At 68.1% G+C, this 16039-nt stretch carries 16 protein-coding genes; 4 read left to right on the forward strand and 12 right to left on the reverse strand.

The genetic code is table 11. The features are described from left to right. Positions 1-6: 6 nt before the first annotated feature. The gene (locus J4E04_RS15895; protein ID WP_081821049.1) at positions 7-342 is read right to left on the reverse strand and encodes a hypothetical protein; all 336 of its coding nucleotides are present in this window, start codon (positions 340-342) and stop codon (positions 7-9) included. 67 nt (positions 343-409) lie between these two features. On the opposite strand from J4E04_RS15895, the gene J4E04_RS15900 reads away from it, so the two are divergent. Next, complete coding sequence (locus J4E04_RS15900) at positions 410-901, forward strand: glutathione peroxidase (RefSeq protein ID WP_204866400.1); 492 nt, start codon at positions 410-412, stop codon at positions 899-901. 58 nt (positions 902-959) lie between these two features. Here the strand turns inward: J4E04_RS15900 and purH are convergent, their stop codons facing one another. The 6 genes from purH to J4E04_RS15930 all read right to left on the reverse strand — a co-directional run bounded on the left by purH (position 960) and on the right by J4E04_RS15930 (position 8540). Beyond that, the gene (gene purH / locus J4E04_RS15905; RefSeq protein ID WP_222627691.1) at positions 960-2561 is read right to left on the reverse strand and encodes a bifunctional phosphoribosylaminoimidazolecarboxamide formyltransferase/IMP cyclohydrolase; all 1602 of its coding nucleotides are present in this window, start codon (positions 2559-2561) and stop codon (positions 960-962) included. Next, a complete protein-coding gene (gene purN, locus J4E04_RS15910) occupies positions 2530-3174 on the reverse strand; it encodes a phosphoribosylglycinamide formyltransferase (protein WP_222629067.1) in 645 nt (214 codons plus the stop codon). Before purN ends, purH begins: the two co-directional genes overlap by 32 nt. A gap of 106 nt (positions 3175-3280) precedes the next feature. Beyond that, entirely contained in the window at positions 3281-4729 is a 1449-nt protein-coding gene (locus J4E04_RS15915) for a cell division protein PerM (protein ID WP_490148993.1), read from the reverse strand. A 59-nt stretch (positions 4730-4788) separates the two neighbouring features. Further along, a complete protein-coding gene (locus J4E04_RS15920) occupies positions 4789-6042 on the reverse strand; it encodes a DUF5336 domain-containing protein (RefSeq protein ID WP_490148994.1) in 1254 nt (417 codons plus the stop codon). A 99-nt stretch (positions 6043-6141) separates the two neighbouring features. Next, complete coding sequence (gene sfnG, locus J4E04_RS15925) at positions 6142-7266, reverse strand: dimethylsulfone monooxygenase SfnG (protein ID WP_490148995.1); 1125 nt, start codon at positions 7264-7266, stop codon at positions 6142-6144. Positions 7267-7304: 38 nt separating this feature from the next. After that, positions 7305-8540, reverse strand: a complete 1236-nt coding sequence (locus J4E04_RS15930) for an acyl-CoA dehydrogenase family protein (protein ID WP_490148996.1) — start codon at positions 8538-8540, stop codon at positions 7305-7307. 207 nt (positions 8541-8747) lie between these two features. On the opposite strand from J4E04_RS15930, the gene J4E04_RS15935 reads away from it, so the two are divergent. Beyond that, entirely contained in the window at positions 8748-9269 is a 522-nt protein-coding gene (locus J4E04_RS15935) for a WxL domain-containing protein (RefSeq protein ID WP_490148997.1), read from the forward strand. Continuing rightward, the gene (locus J4E04_RS15940) at positions 9262-10284 is read left to right on the forward strand and encodes a hypothetical protein (RefSeq protein ID WP_490148998.1); all 1023 of its coding nucleotides are present in this window, start codon (positions 9262-9264) and stop codon (positions 10282-10284) included. Before J4E04_RS15935 ends, J4E04_RS15940 begins: the two co-directional genes overlap by 8 nt. Before the next feature lie 465 nt (positions 10285-10749). On the opposite strand, the gene J4E04_RS15945 is transcribed toward J4E04_RS15940, so the two are convergent. Next, positions 10750-11007 (reverse strand): hypothetical protein, encoded by a 258-nt coding sequence (locus J4E04_RS15945; RefSeq protein WP_490148999.1) that lies wholly within the window; start codon positions 11005-11007, stop codon positions 10750-10752. Here J4E04_RS15945 and J4E04_RS15950 point away from each other — a divergent pair. Continuing rightward, entirely contained in the window at positions 11006-11182 is a 177-nt protein-coding gene (locus J4E04_RS15950) for a hypothetical protein (protein ID WP_490149000.1), read from the forward strand. The two genes, J4E04_RS15945 and J4E04_RS15950, sit on opposite strands and share 2 nt — an antisense overlap. A gap of 13 nt (positions 11183-11195) precedes the next feature. On the opposite strand, the gene J4E04_RS15955 is transcribed toward J4E04_RS15950, so the two are convergent. The 4 genes from J4E04_RS15955 to sucC form a co-directional block, all read right to left on the reverse strand. After that, a complete protein-coding gene (locus tag J4E04_RS15955) occupies positions 11196-12653 on the reverse strand; it encodes an HNH endonuclease signature motif containing protein (RefSeq protein ID WP_490149001.1) in 1458 nt (485 codons plus the stop codon). Between the two features lie 95 nt (positions 12654-12748). Further along, positions 12749-13741: a zinc-binding alcohol dehydrogenase family protein gene (locus J4E04_RS15960; protein WP_490149002.1), complete on the reverse strand. Its 993-nt coding sequence runs from the start codon at positions 13739-13741 to the stop codon at positions 12749-12751. 90 nt (positions 13742-13831) lie between these two features. Then, the gene (sucD, locus tag J4E04_RS15965; RefSeq protein WP_027504157.1) at positions 13832-14734 is read right to left on the reverse strand and encodes a succinate--CoA ligase subunit alpha; all 903 of its coding nucleotides are present in this window, start codon (positions 14732-14734) and stop codon (positions 13832-13834) included. Positions 14735-14748: 14 nt separating this feature from the next. Next, positions 14749-15912 carry an ADP-forming succinate--CoA ligase subunit beta gene (sucC, locus tag J4E04_RS15970; RefSeq protein WP_056446972.1) on the reverse strand — a complete coding sequence of 388 codons (1164 nt, stop codon included), beginning with the start codon at positions 15910-15912 and terminating at the stop codon, positions 14749-14751. Between the last annotated feature and the right edge of the window lie 127 nt (positions 15913-16039).

Genomic DNA, 16039 nt, shown 5'->3' on the forward strand with positions numbered 1-16039 from the left:
GCTCGATCAGTGCCCCGACGGGTCCGTCAGGTCCTTGCCCTCGGCGTTCTTGACGCGCTTGCGTTCGAGCAGGATCACCGTCAGACCGGCGGCCCAGAGGATCACGGTGGCCGGGAACAGGATCATCACCCACCCCTCGAAACCGCCTCCCGCGGCAGTGAGCCCGAGACCCATGGCCCCGAGGCCCAGTGCGATGAGGAAGTAGCCGGGCCAGTTCCGGGCATCGGCGATGGCCTCGCCGGCGTGCGCGCGGAAGGTTCGCTCGTCGTCGCGAGGCTCGCGCTCCGAGCTGCCCTCCTTCATTCCGCCGTCCGGGTCGCCGTCACGGTGGTCCTGAGTCATGGCCCGCGTCTACCCTCGCCGAGAACAGACCAAACACGATGTGGCCTCCTGCCGGTAGCGTCGAGCGGTGACCGAGACCAGTGCATACGATTTCACCGCCACCACCATCGACGGCGAGCCCGTCGACCTCGCCGCCTACAAGGGCAAGCCGCTCCTCATCGTCAACACCGCCTCGCAGTGCGGATTCACGCCGCAGTACGAGGGCCTCGAGGTGCTGAACAAGACGTACGGGCCGCAGGGGCTGGTGGTTCTCGGCTTCCCGTGCGATCAGTTCGGGCATCAGGAGCCCGGCGACGCCGACGAGATCAAGAACTTCTGCTCGCTGCGGTACGACGTCACGTTCCCGATGCACGAGAAGATCGAGGTGAACGGCGACGGCGCGCACCCTCTCTACAAGTGGCTGCGCGACCAGAAGTCGGGCGTGCTGGGCAGCCGGATCAAGTGGAACTTCACCAAATTCCTCATCGACGCCGACGGCAAGGTGGTCGACCGTTTCGGGCCGACCACCAAGCCGGAGAAGCTCGCGAAGCCCATCGAGAAGGTTCTCGCGAAGGGCTGAGCCCGGGGGGTCGAAGTTCGGGGGGGTCGAAGTTCGGGGGGTCGAAGCTCGTGAGAGGTCAGTGTGCGAAGTGGCGTGACCCGGTCAGGTACATGGTCACGCCCGCCTCGCGCGCTGCCTCCACGACCTCGGTGTCGCGGATCGATCCGCCGGGCTGCACCACCGCCGCCACCCCCGCTGCGGCGAGGATCTGGAAGCCGTCGGGGAACGGGAAGAAGGCGTCCGACGCGGCCACGGCGCCCGTGGTGCGGTCGCCGGCGCGGCGCACGGCAAGTTCGGCGGAATCGACCCGATTGACCTGTCCCATGCCCACTCCCACCGACGCACCGTCCGCGGCGATGAGGATGGCGTTGGACTTGACGGCGCGGCACGCCTTCCAGGCGAACTCGAGGTCGGCCAGCACTGCCTCGTCGGCGGGCTCGCCCACGGCCAGGGTCCACCCCGACGGATCGTCGCCCGCGGCGTCGAGACGGTCACGGTCCTGCAGCAGCAGGCCGCCCGAGATCTGCTTGATCTCCGGCACCGCCGTCGGCGGCTCGCACACGAGGACGCGGATGTTCTTCTTGCGCTGCAGCACTCCCAGCGCGCCGTCGGCGTAGGACGGGGCGATGATGACCTCGGTGAAGATCTCGGCGACCTGCTCGGCCATCTCGACGGTGATCTCGCGGTTGGACGCGATGACGCCGCCGTACGCGCTCACCGGATCGCAGGCGTGCGCCTTGCGATGCGCCTCGGCGATGGAGCCGGACGCCGACACCGCGATGCCACACGGGTTGGCGTGCTTGATGATCGCCACGCACGGGAGATCGTGGTCGAACGCGGCACGCCAGGCGGCGTCACCGTCGGTGTAGTTGTTGTACGACATCTCCTTGCCGTGCACCTGCTCCGCCTGCGCGATGCCGGCGGGAGCGGACGGGTCGACGTACAGAGCGCCGGCCTGGTGCGGATTCTCGCCGTAGCGCAGAACCGAGGCGCGCTCGTAGGTCGCGCCCATCCATGCCGGGAAGTGCTCGGACTCGTCGGAACCGCCGGCGACGAGGACGTCGGTCATCCAGGACGCCACCGCGACGTCGTATGCTGCGGTGTGCTGGAACGCCGTGGCGGCCAGCGCGATTCGCTGCTCGAGCGTGAAGCCGCCACCCTGCACCGCGGTCAGCACGTCGGCGTAGCGAGCGGGATCCACCACGACCGCCACCGACGGATGGTTCTTCGCCGCGGCGCGGACCATAGACGGGCCACCGATGTCGATCTGCTCCACGCACTCGTCCGAACTCGCACCGGACGCCACCGTCTCGGTGAACGGGTAGAGGTTGACGATGACGAGCTCGAACGGAGCGACGCCCAACTCGTCGAGCTGCGCGAGGTGTTCCGGCTTGCGCGTGTCCGCCAGGACGCCGGCGTGCACGCGCGGATGCAGCGTCTTCACGCGGCCGTCCAGGGTCTCGGGGAAGCCGGTGAGGTCTTCGACCCGAGTCACCGGTACGCCCGCCGCGGCGATGCGCCCGGCGGTCGATCCGGTGGACACGATCTCCACCCCGGCGGCGTGAAGGCCCACGGCCAGCTCGTCCAGACCGGTCTTGTCGTAGACGCTGACGAGTGCGCGCGAGACGGCGCGCGTGTTCTCTGGGTTAGTCACTGGGGATCTGGGCCTTTCGTCCATCGGTGATGACTCCGCGTGTGGCGACGGCGGCGACCACGTCGATCAGCAGCCGTCGTTCGACGATCTTGATGCGCTCGTGCAGCGACTCCTCGGTGTCGCCGTCGAGCACCGGAACAGCTTCCTGCGCCACGATGGGCCCGGTGTCCACACCGTCGTCCACCAGGTGGACGGTGGACCCGCTGACCTTCACACCGTGGGCGAGGGCATCGGCCACCGCGTGCGCGCCCGGGAACGACGGCAGCAGTGCGGGGTGGGTGTTGACGATGCGGCCACCGAAGCGTGCGAGGAACACCGGCCCGAGGATCCGCATGAATCCCGCGCTCACGACGAGATCCGGTGACCAGGAGTCCACGACCTCGGTGAGGGCGGCATCCCACTCCGCACGCGAACCGTGGTCCGACACGGCCACTCGCCGGGACGGCAGCCCTGCGCTCTCGGCGCCGCACGGGCGATCCACCACCACGGCGACGACCTCGGCCGGGAACTCGGGAGCGGACGCGGCCTCGACCAACGATCCGAGCAGTGATCCGACCCCCGAGGCGAGGACGACGACGCGGGCCGGGAGGTCCCGCCCGGGTGTCGAACGCGGGGCAGACAGCGTGCTTCTCCTCAGCTGCTCGGGCGGGTCAGGTGCTCTGTCGGCGTGGGATCACGCCGACTGGAAGCCTAGACGGCCGCCGTTCGCCTCCTCGATCGGCCTCGCTCGGGGAAGACGCGCGTCAGGGAGCGGTGTCGGTGCCGCCGGGCTTCTCGGGCTCGGCCGACTCGTCCGGCAGGTCGACGATCTCGGCGTCGACGACGTCCGCCTCCACGGCATCGTCTTCGGTCTCGACGGTGTCGGTGTCGGTGGTCTCGGCTTCGGTCTCGGCCTCCACGATGTCCGTGTCCGTCGGCGCGGCGTCCGGGGCTGCGGGGAGGGCGGCCGGCTCACCGAGCATCGATGTGCCCGCGGAGTCGTCGGATTCGCTCTCCTCGGCGTCGTTGTCCTCGTGCCATCCGTGGATGTCGTGGCGCCGCATCGACCAGGCGGTGACGGCCGCGGTGAGCGCGCCCACCACGAGGCACCACGCGAAGGTGGTGACGCCGAGGAGCGGCGCATCGACACCGAGATGGCCGAACGTTCCCACCGAGCCACCGGCGACGACGCCGATCAGGACGGCCGCCACGCTCACGCAGACCGCGGCGGCGGCGGCACTGCGCACCGCGTCCACCAGGGACGTCGTCGCACGAGCACACGCACGCCCGAGCACCACGGCGGCGAGTGCGGGGACGACGAGCATGACCGGCCACCACACCTGGGCCGACGATTCGGGCATGACTGCCAGCACCGGGACGGCAGGAAGCTGACCGCCGGTGGTCTCGGTGACGGAGACCATCGCCGCGCCCACGTGGGCGGTCGACCCGGTGACGACCGACGACGCCGCCACCACGATGTTGGGCAGATACAGCACCGAGATCGCGGTCAGACCCAGCGCTCCGCCGATCCCGCCGCCGGACTCGAGCAGCGTGCCGAGCGTGGAGAAGGACAGCACGAGAGAGGTGGCGACGACGACGGCGCCACCGGCGAGCAGCACCGCGCCGGCACGCGCCGCCGGAGCGAAGGACGCTGCGAGCCACGGCGGCAGGACCACCGTGCGCATGAGTGAGGGCCAGGTACCGCGGATGCAGCCGATCGCCGCACCGATGCCGTGCACGAGGATGACCCACCCGAAGGTGGCGAGTGCGTTGGGCGTGCTCAGGGCGATGACGGTGGACGCGTCGTGAATCATCGCGAGCATCACCGCCGCCATCGCGAGCGGACCCGCGATCGCCGCGCCGACGACCCATCCGATGTCGCGACGGGTGGAGGCGTCGGTCAGTGGCCGCGCGACCGCCGACGACACCGCGTGCACCAGCACGAGAGTGGGCAGCAGCGGAAGGATCGACAACGTCGCACCGGCGATGCCCAGCGGCACCTGATGCACGGCCAGCCACGTGGCGGCCAACGCGCCGAACGTCCCCGTCAGGTCGCTGTTCGCGGAGACGAGCGTCACCAGCACCACGGCCGTGACGACGGCCAGGAGTAGCCCGACGGGCCGGAACGCCACGGTGAGCAGCATTCGAGCCTCGTCGGGACTCGGACCGAAACGGCCCCGCGTGTGCGGTTCGCGATCGAGTAGTGAGGTCATCACCGATCAGGTTCTCACCGTCGGCGCGGTGGAGAACCTAGGCGCGCCGACGACGTGGTTCAGCGGCGGTCGTCCGACCGATCGCCGAAGTCGAGTGCGCGGGTGGCTTCCGGTGCCTGCTGCTCGGGCGCCTGCTGCTCGGGTGCCTGTTGCTCGGGTGCCTGTTGCTCGGGTGCGTGCCCCTCCGTGCTCGGCTGCTGCGCGGACGACTGCTCACCGGTGGGAGGTGTCGCGGACTCCGCCGATGCGGCGTGCGCGGGGGCGGTGTCCGCGGCGGTCTGGCCGACCGGCTGCCCGTAGCGCTCGGTCGGGGCGCTGTAGGGCGATCCGTAGCCCTGCGGCTGGCCGTACCCCTGCTGACCGTAGGCGCCGGGCTGCGCCTGACCCTGCTGGCCGTATCCCTGCGGCTGCCCGTAGGCACCCGGCTGGCCGTAACCCTGGGGCTGTCCGTATCCCTGGGGCTGCCCGTATCCCTGCGGCTGCCCGTAACCCTGCGGCTGCCCGTAGGCACCCGGCTGGCCGTACCCCTGCGGCTGGCCATAGCTCTGCGGCTGCCCGTAACCCTGCTGGCCGTAGGCGCCCTGCTGGCCGTATGCCTGTTGGCCATATGCCTGCTGCCCGTAGTTCTGCTGGCCGGGACCCTGCTGTCCCGGGCCACCCGGCTGGCCGAACTGCTGCTGCTTCGGACGCGGCGCCGGAACCGTCACGACTCCCGAGTCGACGAGAAGCGCACCGACGGCCGCGGCCACCTGCACGATGGCCAGGATCAGTACCAGGATCGACCCGATGCCGATACCGACGCGGACGGTCTCACCGAAGGCGGTGAACGCCGCCCCGCGGTTCACCAGCTGGAAGATCAGCGTGAGCAACGCGGTGACGGACAGCGCCGCGACCAGTCCCCGCGACGTCGTCTGCCGCGGCAGGAGGCCCGCGGCCGTGACGAGCGCAGCGAGGAGGAGCAGCGCCACGGACGTCGGGTCGCCCAGCTCGCGTTCGAAGAAGTTGGAGGACTCACCGCCGAGCGCGAACTGCGCGGACAGACCGAGCAGGAACGCGAGGACACCGGTGCCGATGACGACGTACGACGCGATACGGGCGACCTGCGTCGTGCGCGCCGCGATCTGCTCGGTCGTGTTGTCGTCGGCGCCGGTCGCGTCCGCGTCGACGGACGGGGTCGCAGCGCCGTCAGTGCGGTCGATCGACGCTGAACGGTCGTCGACCTGCCCGGTCTCCGTGGACGGGTCTCCGAAGGTGGTCGTCCGCGGGTCCGTCCGGCCGTGGTCGTGGTCGGGTCCCCCTGGTGAGAAGGTCATCTCGATTCCTCTTCCTCGGTGCTGGTCGTCGGTCGGCCGCCGACTGCGGCGGCCGCGCCGCTCACCAACACTACGGACCCGCGGTGAGTGGCTCCTCGCTCAGGCGACGCCGACGGGTTCGCGGTCTCTCGCCCGCGCGGCCTCGATCTCCCGCACCAGCGGCAGAATCTTCGCTCCGAAGTACTCGATCTCCTCCTGGAAGTGCAGGAAACCGCCGAGGATGAGGTCCACGCCGCGGTCGCGGTAGTCGACGATGCGCGTCGCCACCTGTTCGGGCGTACCGATCAGCTGGGTCTTGAAGCCGTCGTTGTACTGCACGAGGTCCTCGAAGCTCGAGTCGGCCCACATGCCCTTCTTGTCCGACGTCGAACTGCCGGCCTGCTGCACGGCACCGCGGAACCCCTCGACTGCCGGCTTGTTCGCCTTCTCGATGATCTCGCGGAGGGTGTCCCTCGCCTCCTTCTCGGTGTCGCGGGCGATGATGAAGCCGTTGAGACCGAACTTCACTTCACGCTGATGGGCCTGTGCGACGCGCCGCACGTCGTCGATCTGCTCGGTGATGCCGTCGAAGTCCTTGCCGTTGGAGAAGTACCAGTCGGAGTACCGACCTGCGTTCTCCCGTGCCGCCGACGAATTACCACCCTGAAACAGTTCAGGATTGGGACGCGCGGGCGTGTTGAGCGGTTTCGGCTTGAGTGTGAAGTCGTGGATGCGGTAGAAGTCGCCGCGGAAATCGACGTCGTCCTCGGTCCAGATCTTGCGCAGCACCTGCAGGAATTCGGCGCTGCGTCGGTAGCGCTCGTCGTGTTCGAGCCAGGGCTCACCGAGATGCGTGAACTCGTCTTTGAACCATCCACTCACCACATTGACGGCGAAGCGTCCGTTGGACAGATGGTCTGCTGTCGCACCGAGTTTCGCGAGCACGGCCGGTTGCCAAAGCCCGGGATGCACGGCGGCGATGACCTTGAGGCGCTCGGTCGCGAGGAGCAGTCCCAGGCTGAAGCTCGTGGACTCGTGTTGAAACTCGGCTCCGTAGCTGGCCTCGTACCGGACCTGGCTCAGCGCGTACTCGAACCCGTTGTTCTCCGCCGTCTGCGCGAGCTTCTTGTTGTACTCGAACTCCCAGCTGGTGCGTTGCTCGATGTCGCTGGTGACGAGGCCACCACTGACGTTGGGCACCCAGTAGGCGAACTTCACTTCGTCGGCGATCTTCTCTGTACTCATGCAGTCCTCGGTTCGATAATAGTGCGCGACAGATGATTTCAGGAGTACCAGGTGGGTTGCGGCAACTCGCCGGTGAGCACGTGGCGGCCGACCTCACGGCGCTTGTAGGCCACCGGATCGTGCAACGTGTGCGTGCGCACGTTGCGCCAGAAACGGTCGAATCCGTGACTCGACGCGGTGGCGCGGGCGCCGAGCCCCTCGAAGATGCCCGACGTGATCTCCAGGGCGACCTCCGTGGCGCGTGCCTTCGCCGCGGCGACGCGCACCTCGTGCTCGCCGCGCTCGTGCTCGGTGACGGTCCAGGCGTTCTCGTGGATCCGCTGCTGCTCCGCGGCCACGGCGTCCGCGAGAGCCTCTGCGGCCCAGAGCTTTCCGGTCAAGTCTCCGTACAGGTCGATGATGTAGGGCTCGTCGAGCGCGTTGTCCACGGTGCTGTGCAGCCACGCTCGCGTGGTGGTACGCGTGTAGTCGGCAGCGGTCTCGAGGGCTCCGCGTGCGATGCCGAGGTAGAAGTTGACGAACACCAGCTGGATGATCGGGACGTTGAGGGTGTTGTAGACCCGCGGCTCGAACGCCTTGTTCGCGAATCCGGCGGCCGAGCTCCAGTCGGTGCGGACGTGATCGATGGTGACACTGCCACTCTCGGTGCGACGCTGACCGATGTTGTCCCAGTCGTCGTGGAACGTCAGGCCCTCGGAGTTCGACGGAACGATGGCGAAGACGTGGGTGTCGGTACCGGCGAGCACCCCCTCGAGCACGGTCACGTCGGAGACACGACTGCCCGTGGAGAACGTCTTGGCACCGTTGTAGACGATCGTGTCGCCCTCGTCGGTGATCTCGACGTCGTTGTCGCGCGGGTTGACCGCGCCGCCGAAGAACCAGGTGTTCTCGGTGGCGGCTTGTTCGACGGCAGCGATCTGCTCCTTCGTCCCGACCAGACGTGCCGCCCAGAACCACAGCAGGTGGTAGCCGAGCAGCTGTCCGATCGACCCGTCGGCGGCGGCCACGGCGCGGATCACCTGGTAGGCGGTCTCCCAGGTCTGCCCGCCACCACCGAACTCGATCGGCCCGAGGATCGTGACCAGACCGGACTCCTTCAACAACGTCACCTCCTCGTGCGGCGCCTCGGTGGCGCGATCACGGGCGACGGCGTCGACGGCGAGGATCGCGGCCACCTCGTGGGCACGGTCGATCCATTCCGCGGACGTCGTGGGAGCGGTGGTCCAGCGCGGTTCGGTGGCGGCGCCGGCGGGGCGGGTGTCGGTGATCGTCATGCCCGGAAGTACATCGCCCGGGTCGATGCGGAACCACCGTTGCGCTCTGGGTGATTCGAACGGTTCCTGCCCGACGCGACGCCGCAGGTTGTGACTGGTTTTTCTGTCTCAAACCTTTTCTGCCATTTTTCTGTAATTGATCACAACGCGGCGGTACATTGACGGTCCCAATGGTGGCGGCGGGCCCGCCCTTTCTTAGGACACCTCATGAAGAAGTCCGTCCTCGCCGGTGCAGCAGCCGCCGGTGTCACCCTCGCCGCCGTCGTCCTTCCCGGAACGGCATCCGCCGCGGACACGACCGTGACGTTCACGATCGCGGCCGGAGCCATCTCGATCACCGCGCCGGGTACTGCGTCACTGACCGAGAACCCGCTGCTCGACACCGCCACCGGGTCGATCACCGGAGTCAAGGTGACAGACGACCGGCGCGGAATCAGCGGGTGGACCGCCACCGCGTCGAGTTCGGCGTTCACGAATGGAACGGGCACGGGAACGACGTCGATCGCCGCCGACCAGGTGACATACACCGCTCTTCTCGCGACGCCCACAGGTATCGCCGTCGTGACCCCGGGCCTTCCGGGAACGCTGGCCACGGCACGCAATGCCCAGGTCGCCACAGCGGTGGTGGGATCCAACACCGCCACCTGGTCACCGACGCTGTCCGTGGCACTGCCCACCAACCGCACGTCGGGCTCGTACTCGGGCGTCATCACGCATTCCCTTGCGTGACGGCCTGATCCGGACACCGGCTCGTCCGCGCCTGGCGGTGCTGACGCTTCTGTCGTTCGCCTCCGTCCTCGCCGGGCCCACCGCCGTCGCTCAGCCGGCGCCGGACGGGTCGCCGGGCATCGGGATCCGGTTGCTCGAAGCGCCCGTCGCGCTGGAGGGCGACCCCCGTGCCTTGTCGTACATCGTGGACAACCTCGCACCGGGCACCCTGATCGACCGACGGTTCGAGGTCACCAACGACACCGGTGCGGAGGCGTCCGTCCGCATGTACGCCGGCGCGGCCGACATCACGACCGACGACGGCTTCACCTTCGCGGACGGTGCCGCACCGAACGAACTGACGTCCTGGATGACGGTGTCGCCATCCGAGGTGGTCGTACCGTCGGGGGGCTCCACCGAAGGACTCGTGACCATCTCGGTCCCGTCGGACGCGACCGAGGCCGAACGGTACGCAGTCGTGTGGGCCGAGGTGAACGGCGCGTCGGGCTCCGGGGGTATCTCCACCGTCTCTCGGGTGGGCATCCGCACCTACCTCTCGGTCGGCGCCGGGAACGGCCCGCCGGAAGACTTCGCGGTGACCACCGTGACTGCCGGTCGATCGACAGCAGGTGCGCCGGAAGTCACCATCGGCGTCGACAACACCGGTGGGCGTGCGCTCGACCCCTCCGCATCGGTGACACTGTCCGGCGGCCCGGGCGGCGTCAGCGCTGCCCCGGCGACCGGATCCGGAGCGTCCATCGCGCCAGGTACGAGCGGGACGGTCACCGTTGCGCTCGATACCGCGCTTCCCGCGGGTCCGTGGACCGCCGACGTCACCGTCACGAGCGGCCGCGTGAGCCGCGACGGAAGCGGCCAGGTGACGTTCCCCGAGTCCGGCACCGCTGACACACAACAGCTGTCGGCATCGAGCAGCGGCACACCGGTGTGGATCTGGATCGTGGTGGCGGCCGTGGTCATTGCTCTCGCTGTCGCGCTGGCTGTCGTCCTGCGAAGCAGGGCGCGGACGAGCACCTGACATGCGGTACGCACCGACACTTGTAGCCGTCATGATCCTCGCTGTGGCAACGTCGATCGCTGCACCGACGGCCGGGGCACAGGACATCGATCCCTGCTCGGTCGTCACGACGACAACCGAAGCGCCCCCGACCGATGTCGTCACGACCACACCCGCGCCGACGTGCCTCCCGGTCACGACCGACCCGTCCGTCACGACGACCACTGCTGTGCCGATCACCACCACTGCTGCTGCACCGACGACCACTGCTGTGCCGATCACGACCACTGCTGTGCCGATCACGACCACTGCTGTGCCGATCACGCCCACTGCTGTGCCGATCACGACCACTGTTGTGCCGACGACAACGGTGTCCCCCACGACGCTTCTGTCGACAACACAGGTCTCGCCGACCACCACGGACTCGGTCACGACCGTCGATCTGACCCCGGCGACCTCCGCCACCCCCACCACAACTGCTCCGCGTCAACGAGCAGCAGTGTCAGCGGCCGGTATCGGAATCACTCTCGGCACCGTGACTCTGGTCGGTCCGGAGACTCCTTCGCCCGGCACTACCTGGGTCGGCGCCGGGAACGCGTCGATCACGAGTGGCATCGGTTCCTGGGTTGCATCGGTGTCTCTCAGTCCTTTGACGGTCACGCAACCGGCAAGTTCCACAGTCACCGTCAGCGGTGGCTCGTACAGCGCGGACCAATCGAGCTGCTTGATCGGGTTGAGCCCCATGCCTGCCACCACTGTCGCGCTCGACTCGACGCCCCGAGAAGTGAAGAAGTCTCCGACAGGTCTGCTTCCGACGCTGGCGTGTCTCACCAACTGGAACTACACCGTGTCTCTACCCCTGCCGTCCACGCTACTGTCCGGCAAATACACCGGAACGCTGACTCATTCGGTCGCTTGATACACGCCATCGCTCACTCGCCGGGTGCGGTGAAGTAGTCGGTGCCGTGCGAGTCGCGGACATGGACGATCCCGTCCCGGAGCATGCGGTGGTGCCACTGCCGCCGGGTCTTCAGGCCGTGGTGCCGACGGCACAGCGGCGCGAGGTTGCCGGTGACGGTCCATCCGCCTCTCTCCGGGTCGGTGTGGTCGAACGGGACGACATGGTCGAGGTCGCAGTCCTCGCTGGGCACAGCACATCCCGGATGGATGCATGTCGGATACAGCGCTGTCACCAGCGACGCGATCGCCTCGGACGGCCGGTACGTCAACGCCCCGGCCGGGGGTACGGCGAAGCCCCCGTGGCCGTCGGGGTTCTCGACGGCACGGTCGAGTGCTGATGGTGGGAGCGTGCGGAGGTACTCGACCTGCTCCTTGGCTTTTCGGTTTTTCGTGCTGCCCAGTTTCCCCGCGGTCGGTGTCCAGCCTGCCGGCATGCGGCGAGTTCGGCGGACTTCCCGCCCGGCGGCGGGCACCGGCGGGCCCGGTGGTTCGGAGTCGGTCGGTGGGTCGTGTTGTGGGCAGCGGCAGCTGCACGCCGCCCGCGGTTCGGGGACCTTCGCCGCGGTGATCATCGCCTGCCACGTCGCATCCCCGGCAATTCTCCGGGCCACATCGGCCGGAACCGGACCCCACCCGACGAGATGCCCCGGCTCCCCCGCCAACCCCGCCGCCGTGGCCGCATCGAGCACGATCACCGCAGTGGTCTCCGGACGGGCGACCGGCACCGACCGTGCGCAGTCCTGCTCAGCACACTCACACGAGACAGCTCCGCCGGCAAGCACCGCATGAGCCGCATCGAACAACCGCGCCGGTAGCGGCCGCGGATCCGTCGCGCACACCCCACGCGCCGCCGACACGATCGCCCGCCACATCGCCGCGACCTGCTCCGCCGGACCACGAATCGTCAGCTCCGCCTGACCGCGCGGGAGCTTCCGCACCGTTGCCGACCGCTCCCGCGTCGCCCGTTCACGCGCTTCCCGGTGCCACTGCGCGTCGAACTCCGCGACGATCCGGTCGACCGCCGCTGCCACCGCACCCGGAGTGCACCTCAACGCGGCAGCGATCACCCGCTGCAGCAGCGCTTCGGTGGCCTTCGGAACCCCGGCCAGGGATCGGCAGACCGTGCGGAACGCCGCGTACGCCAACCGGCCCGCATCGAACGCTTCCTGCACCGCCGGACGGGCGGTGCGAATCAGAAACAGCCACTCCGTGACAGTGCGCGTCGAGACCGCCAACGCCGCCGCGACCTCCGCCACCGCACAGGTCTCAGCAGCTTCCGCGTCGAACACCCCACCCGGACCGAGCACCGACGGCCGACGCGACGACTCCTGCACGTACGCACACGACGCCGACACGGACCGGGCGAACGAGGCCTGAGCGTCGACCTTCGCCGACACCAACACATCGACGGAAACTGGTGCGTCGTACACGAATTCACTCCCCGGTGATGCCCCGATCAGGCCGCCCCCGACGACCTGACCAGACAGTAACCCACCCCACCGACAAGAACTCGGGCACGATTTTCCTACCGAACGACGACCACCTTGCCGATGGTGCCGCCACTTTCCACCCGCCGGTGCGCGTCCTGCAGGGTGTCCACGTCGAACGGTGACAGAGTCGTGGTGCGGGTGCTCCGCAGAGTTCCGTTGTCGATGAGTCGCGAGACCTCGTCGAGGATGGTGTGCTGAGAAGTGCTCTCCGGCACCGACAACGGCACTGTGAACATCAGTTCCCAGTGCCAGGTCTGGCTCTTGGCCTTCAGCGGCATCAGGTCCAGGCCGACCGGATCGTCGATCGCCACGACCTGACCGTGCACTGCCATCACCGCGGCGTAGGCGTCGACATTGCCCTCGGAGAACGGGGAGAACACGTACTCGACGCCGTCCGGTGCCAGGGCACCGACCTCGTCCACGAGGGAGTGCCGATCCACCACGTGATGGGCGCCCATCTCCATTGCCCAGTCGCGGGATTCGCCGCGCGATGCCGCGGCAACAACGGTGAGCGAGGTCAGTGCCCGGGCGAGCTGGATGATCATCGACCCGGTACCGCCGGCGGCCCCCATCACGAGAAGTGTGCCGGTGCTGTCTTTCCCGAGTCCGAGCCGGACGAACAGCGATTCCCAGGCGGTGATGGCGGTCAGCGGCACGGCCGCGGCGTCCTCGGCGGACAGTGACGACGGCGCATGGCCGACGATCCGCTCGTCGACGAGTTGGTACTGGGCGTTGCTGCCGTCCCGAGCTATGGATCCCGCATAGAAGACTCGATCGCCGGGCTCGAAGATTCGGGCGTCGGAACCCACCGCGACGACCTCACCGACGGCGTCGAAACCGAGGACCTTCGGGCCGTCGGACGGATCGAAGGACGAGCGAACCTTCGTGTCCACCGGATTGACGGACACCGCGTCGACACGTACGAGAACGTCGAATCCGGTGGGCGACGGAGTCTCTCGCTCGATCTGCACGAACGGCGAGTCGGGTTCGACGGAGACGATGGCGGAGTGAGTCGCGGGAATGCTCATACCTCGACGGTAGTCCCCCGGAACGACACGAGGGAGGCAAGCTTCCCGAGCGGGAAACCGGCCTCCCTCGTGTGAGAGAAGAAAGAGTGACTACTTCTTCTCGAGGATCTCGCGCGCGAGGGCAGCGGTCTCGGACGGCGTCTTGCCGACCTTCACGCCGGCCGCCTCGAGGGCGTCCTTCTTGGCCTGAGCCGTTCCCAGCGAGCCGGAGACGATGGCGCCGGCGTGGCCCATGGTCTTGCCCTCGGGAGCGGTGAAGCCGGCGACGTAACCGACGACGGGCTTGGTGACGTGCGCCTTGATGTAGTCGGCTGCACGCTCCTCGGCGTCGCCACCGATCTCGCCGATCATGACGATGATCTCGGTGTCGGGATCGTTCTCGAACGCCTCGATGGCGTCGATGTGCGTGGTGCCGATGACCGGGTCGCCGCCGATGCCGATGGCGGTGGAGAAGCCGAAGTCACGGAGCTCGAACATCATCTGGTAGGTCAGGGTGCCCGACTTCGAGACGAGGCCGATGGGGCCCTTGCCGGCGATGTTGGCGGGCGTGATGCCGACCAGTGCCTCGCCGGGGGTGATGATGCCGGGGCAGTTCGGCCCGATGATGCGGGTCTTCTTGCCCTTTTCGACGTTGTAGGCCCACGCGTACGCGCTGTCCTGCACCGGGATTCCCTCGGTGATGACGACGAGCAGCGGGATCTCCGCGTCAATGGCCTCGACGATGGCGTCCTTGGAGAATGCCGGCGGCACGAACGCGATGGACACGTCGGCTCCGGTCTTCTCCATGGCCTCGGCAACGCTGGCGAACACGGGCAGCTCGACGTCGGAACCGTCGGCTGCGGTGTGCTTGACCGTGGTCCCGGCCTTGCGAGCGTTGACGCCGCCGACGACCTGCGTGCCGGCCTTGAGCATCAGGGCGGTGTGCTTGGTGCCCTCGCCGCCGGTGATGCCCTGGACGATGACCTTGTTGTTCTTGTTCAGGAAAATAGACATAGTTTCGGTGCCCTCTACTTCGCAGCCAGCTCGGCGGCCTTGTCGGCGCCTTCGTCCATGGTCTCGGCCAGTGTCACCAACGGGTGCGCAGCATCGGCGAGAATCTTCCGGCCTTCTTCGACCTTGTTGCCGTCCAGGCGGACGACCAGCGGCTTGGAGGCGGTGTCGCCCAGCGTCTTCAGAGCGCCGACGATGCCGTTGGCAACCGCGTCGCACGAGGTGATGCCGCCGAAGACGTTGACGAACACGCTCTTGACCTGCGAGTCGCCGAGGATGACGTCGAGGCCTGCGGCCATGACCTCTGCCGAGGCGCCGCCGCCGATGTCGAGGAAGTTGGCGGGCTTGACGCCACCGTGCGCCTCACCGGCGTACGCGACGACGTCGAGGGTCGACATGACCAGTCCGGCACCGTTTCCGATGATGCCGACCTGTCCGTCGAGCTTGACGTAGTTGAGGTCGTTCTCCTTGGCCTTCGCCTCGAGTGGGTCCGCCGCGTCGGCGTCCTCGAACTCGGCGTGGCCCTTCTGACGGAAGTCCGCGTTGGCGTCCAGGGTGACCTTGCCGTCGAGGGCGAGGATCTGGTCGTCCGGCGTGCGCACGAGGGGGTTGACCTCGACGAGCAGCGCGTCTTCCTTGATGAAGACGTCCCACAGCTTCTGGATCGTGTTGGCCGCGGCGTCGAGCACCTCGGCGGGAAGCTTGCCGGCCTCGGCGATCTCACGCGCGAAGGCGAGGTCGACACCCTTGACGGCGTCGACGGGGATGCGGGCGAGCGCGTCGGGGTTCTCCTCGGCGGTGACCTCGATCTCGACACCACCCTCGACGGAACACATCGCGAGGTACGTGCGGTTCGTGCGGTCGAGCAGGAAGGAGATGTAGTACTCCTCCGCGATGTCGCTGGCCTCGGCGACGAGGAGCTTCTTGACGACGTGGCCCTTGATGTCGAGTCCGAGGATCGCTTCCGCGTTCGCCTCGGCCTCGGCGACGTCCTTGGAGTACTTCACGCCGCCGGCCTTGCCGCGGCCGCCGACCTTCACCTGGGCCTTGACCATGACAGGCTTGCCGATTTCTTCGGCGATCTGTCGTGCACCGGCGACCGTGTCGGTGACACGACCTGCCGACGTCGGAACCTCGTGCTTGGCGAAGAGTTCCTTCGCCTGGTATTCGAAGAGATCCATCAGCTCACCATCTCGTCTGCGTTGACGCCCGCTCGAGGGGTAGGAGCGGGTCCGACTTGCGACTGTAACTTTCCGACGAGAGGCCTGATCGACAGCCCGTCGAACTTGTGGTTCAGATCACCGACCT

Source organism: Rhodococcus sp. NFXS4, from assembly GCF_058139645.1.

Bases quoted from the DNA above. Each gene is read 5' to 3' on its own strand.
- J4E04_RS15935 (WP_490148997.1), top strand. From the start codon at position 8,748: ATGAAGAAGTCCGTCCTCGCCGGTGCAGCAGCCGCCGGTGTCACCCTC.
- J4E04_RS15920 (WP_490148994.1), bottom strand. From the start codon at position 6,042: ATGACCTTCTCACCAGGGGGACCCGACCACGACCACGGCCGGACGGAC.
- J4E04_RS15895 (WP_081821049.1), bottom strand. From the start codon at position 342: ATGACTCAGGACCACCGTGACGGCGACCCGGACGGCGGAATGAAGGAG.
- J4E04_RS15950 (WP_490149000.1), top strand. From the start codon at position 11,006: ATGCCTGCCACCACTGTCGCGCTCGACTCGACGCCCCGAGAAGTGAAG.
- J4E04_RS15960 (WP_490149002.1), bottom strand. From the start codon at position 13,741: ATGAGCATTCCCGCGACTCACTCCGCCATCGTCTCCGTCGAACCCGAC.
- sucC (WP_056446972.1), bottom strand. From the start codon at position 15,912: ATGGATCTCTTCGAATACCAGGCGAAGGAACTCTTCGCCAAGCACGAG.
- sucD (WP_027504157.1), bottom strand. From the start codon at position 14,734: ATGTCTATTTTCCTGAACAAGAACAACAAGGTCATCGTCCAGGGCATC.
- J4E04_RS15945 (WP_490148999.1), bottom strand. From the start codon at position 11,007: ATGGGGCTCAACCCGATCAAGCAGCTCGATTGGTCCGCGCTGTACGAG.
- purH (WP_222627691.1), bottom strand. From the start codon at position 2,561: ATGGACGAAAGGCCCAGATCCCCAGTGACTAACCCAGAGAACACGCGC.
- J4E04_RS15930 (WP_490148996.1), bottom strand. From the start codon at position 8,540: ATGACGATCACCGACACCCGCCCCGCCGGCGCCGCCACCGAACCGCGC.
- J4E04_RS15915 (WP_490148993.1), bottom strand. From the start codon at position 4,729: ATGACCTCACTACTCGATCGCGAACCGCACACGCGGGGCCGTTTCGGT.
- sfnG (WP_490148995.1), bottom strand. From the start codon at position 7,266: ATGAGTACAGAGAAGATCGCCGACGAAGTGAAGTTCGCCTACTGGGTG.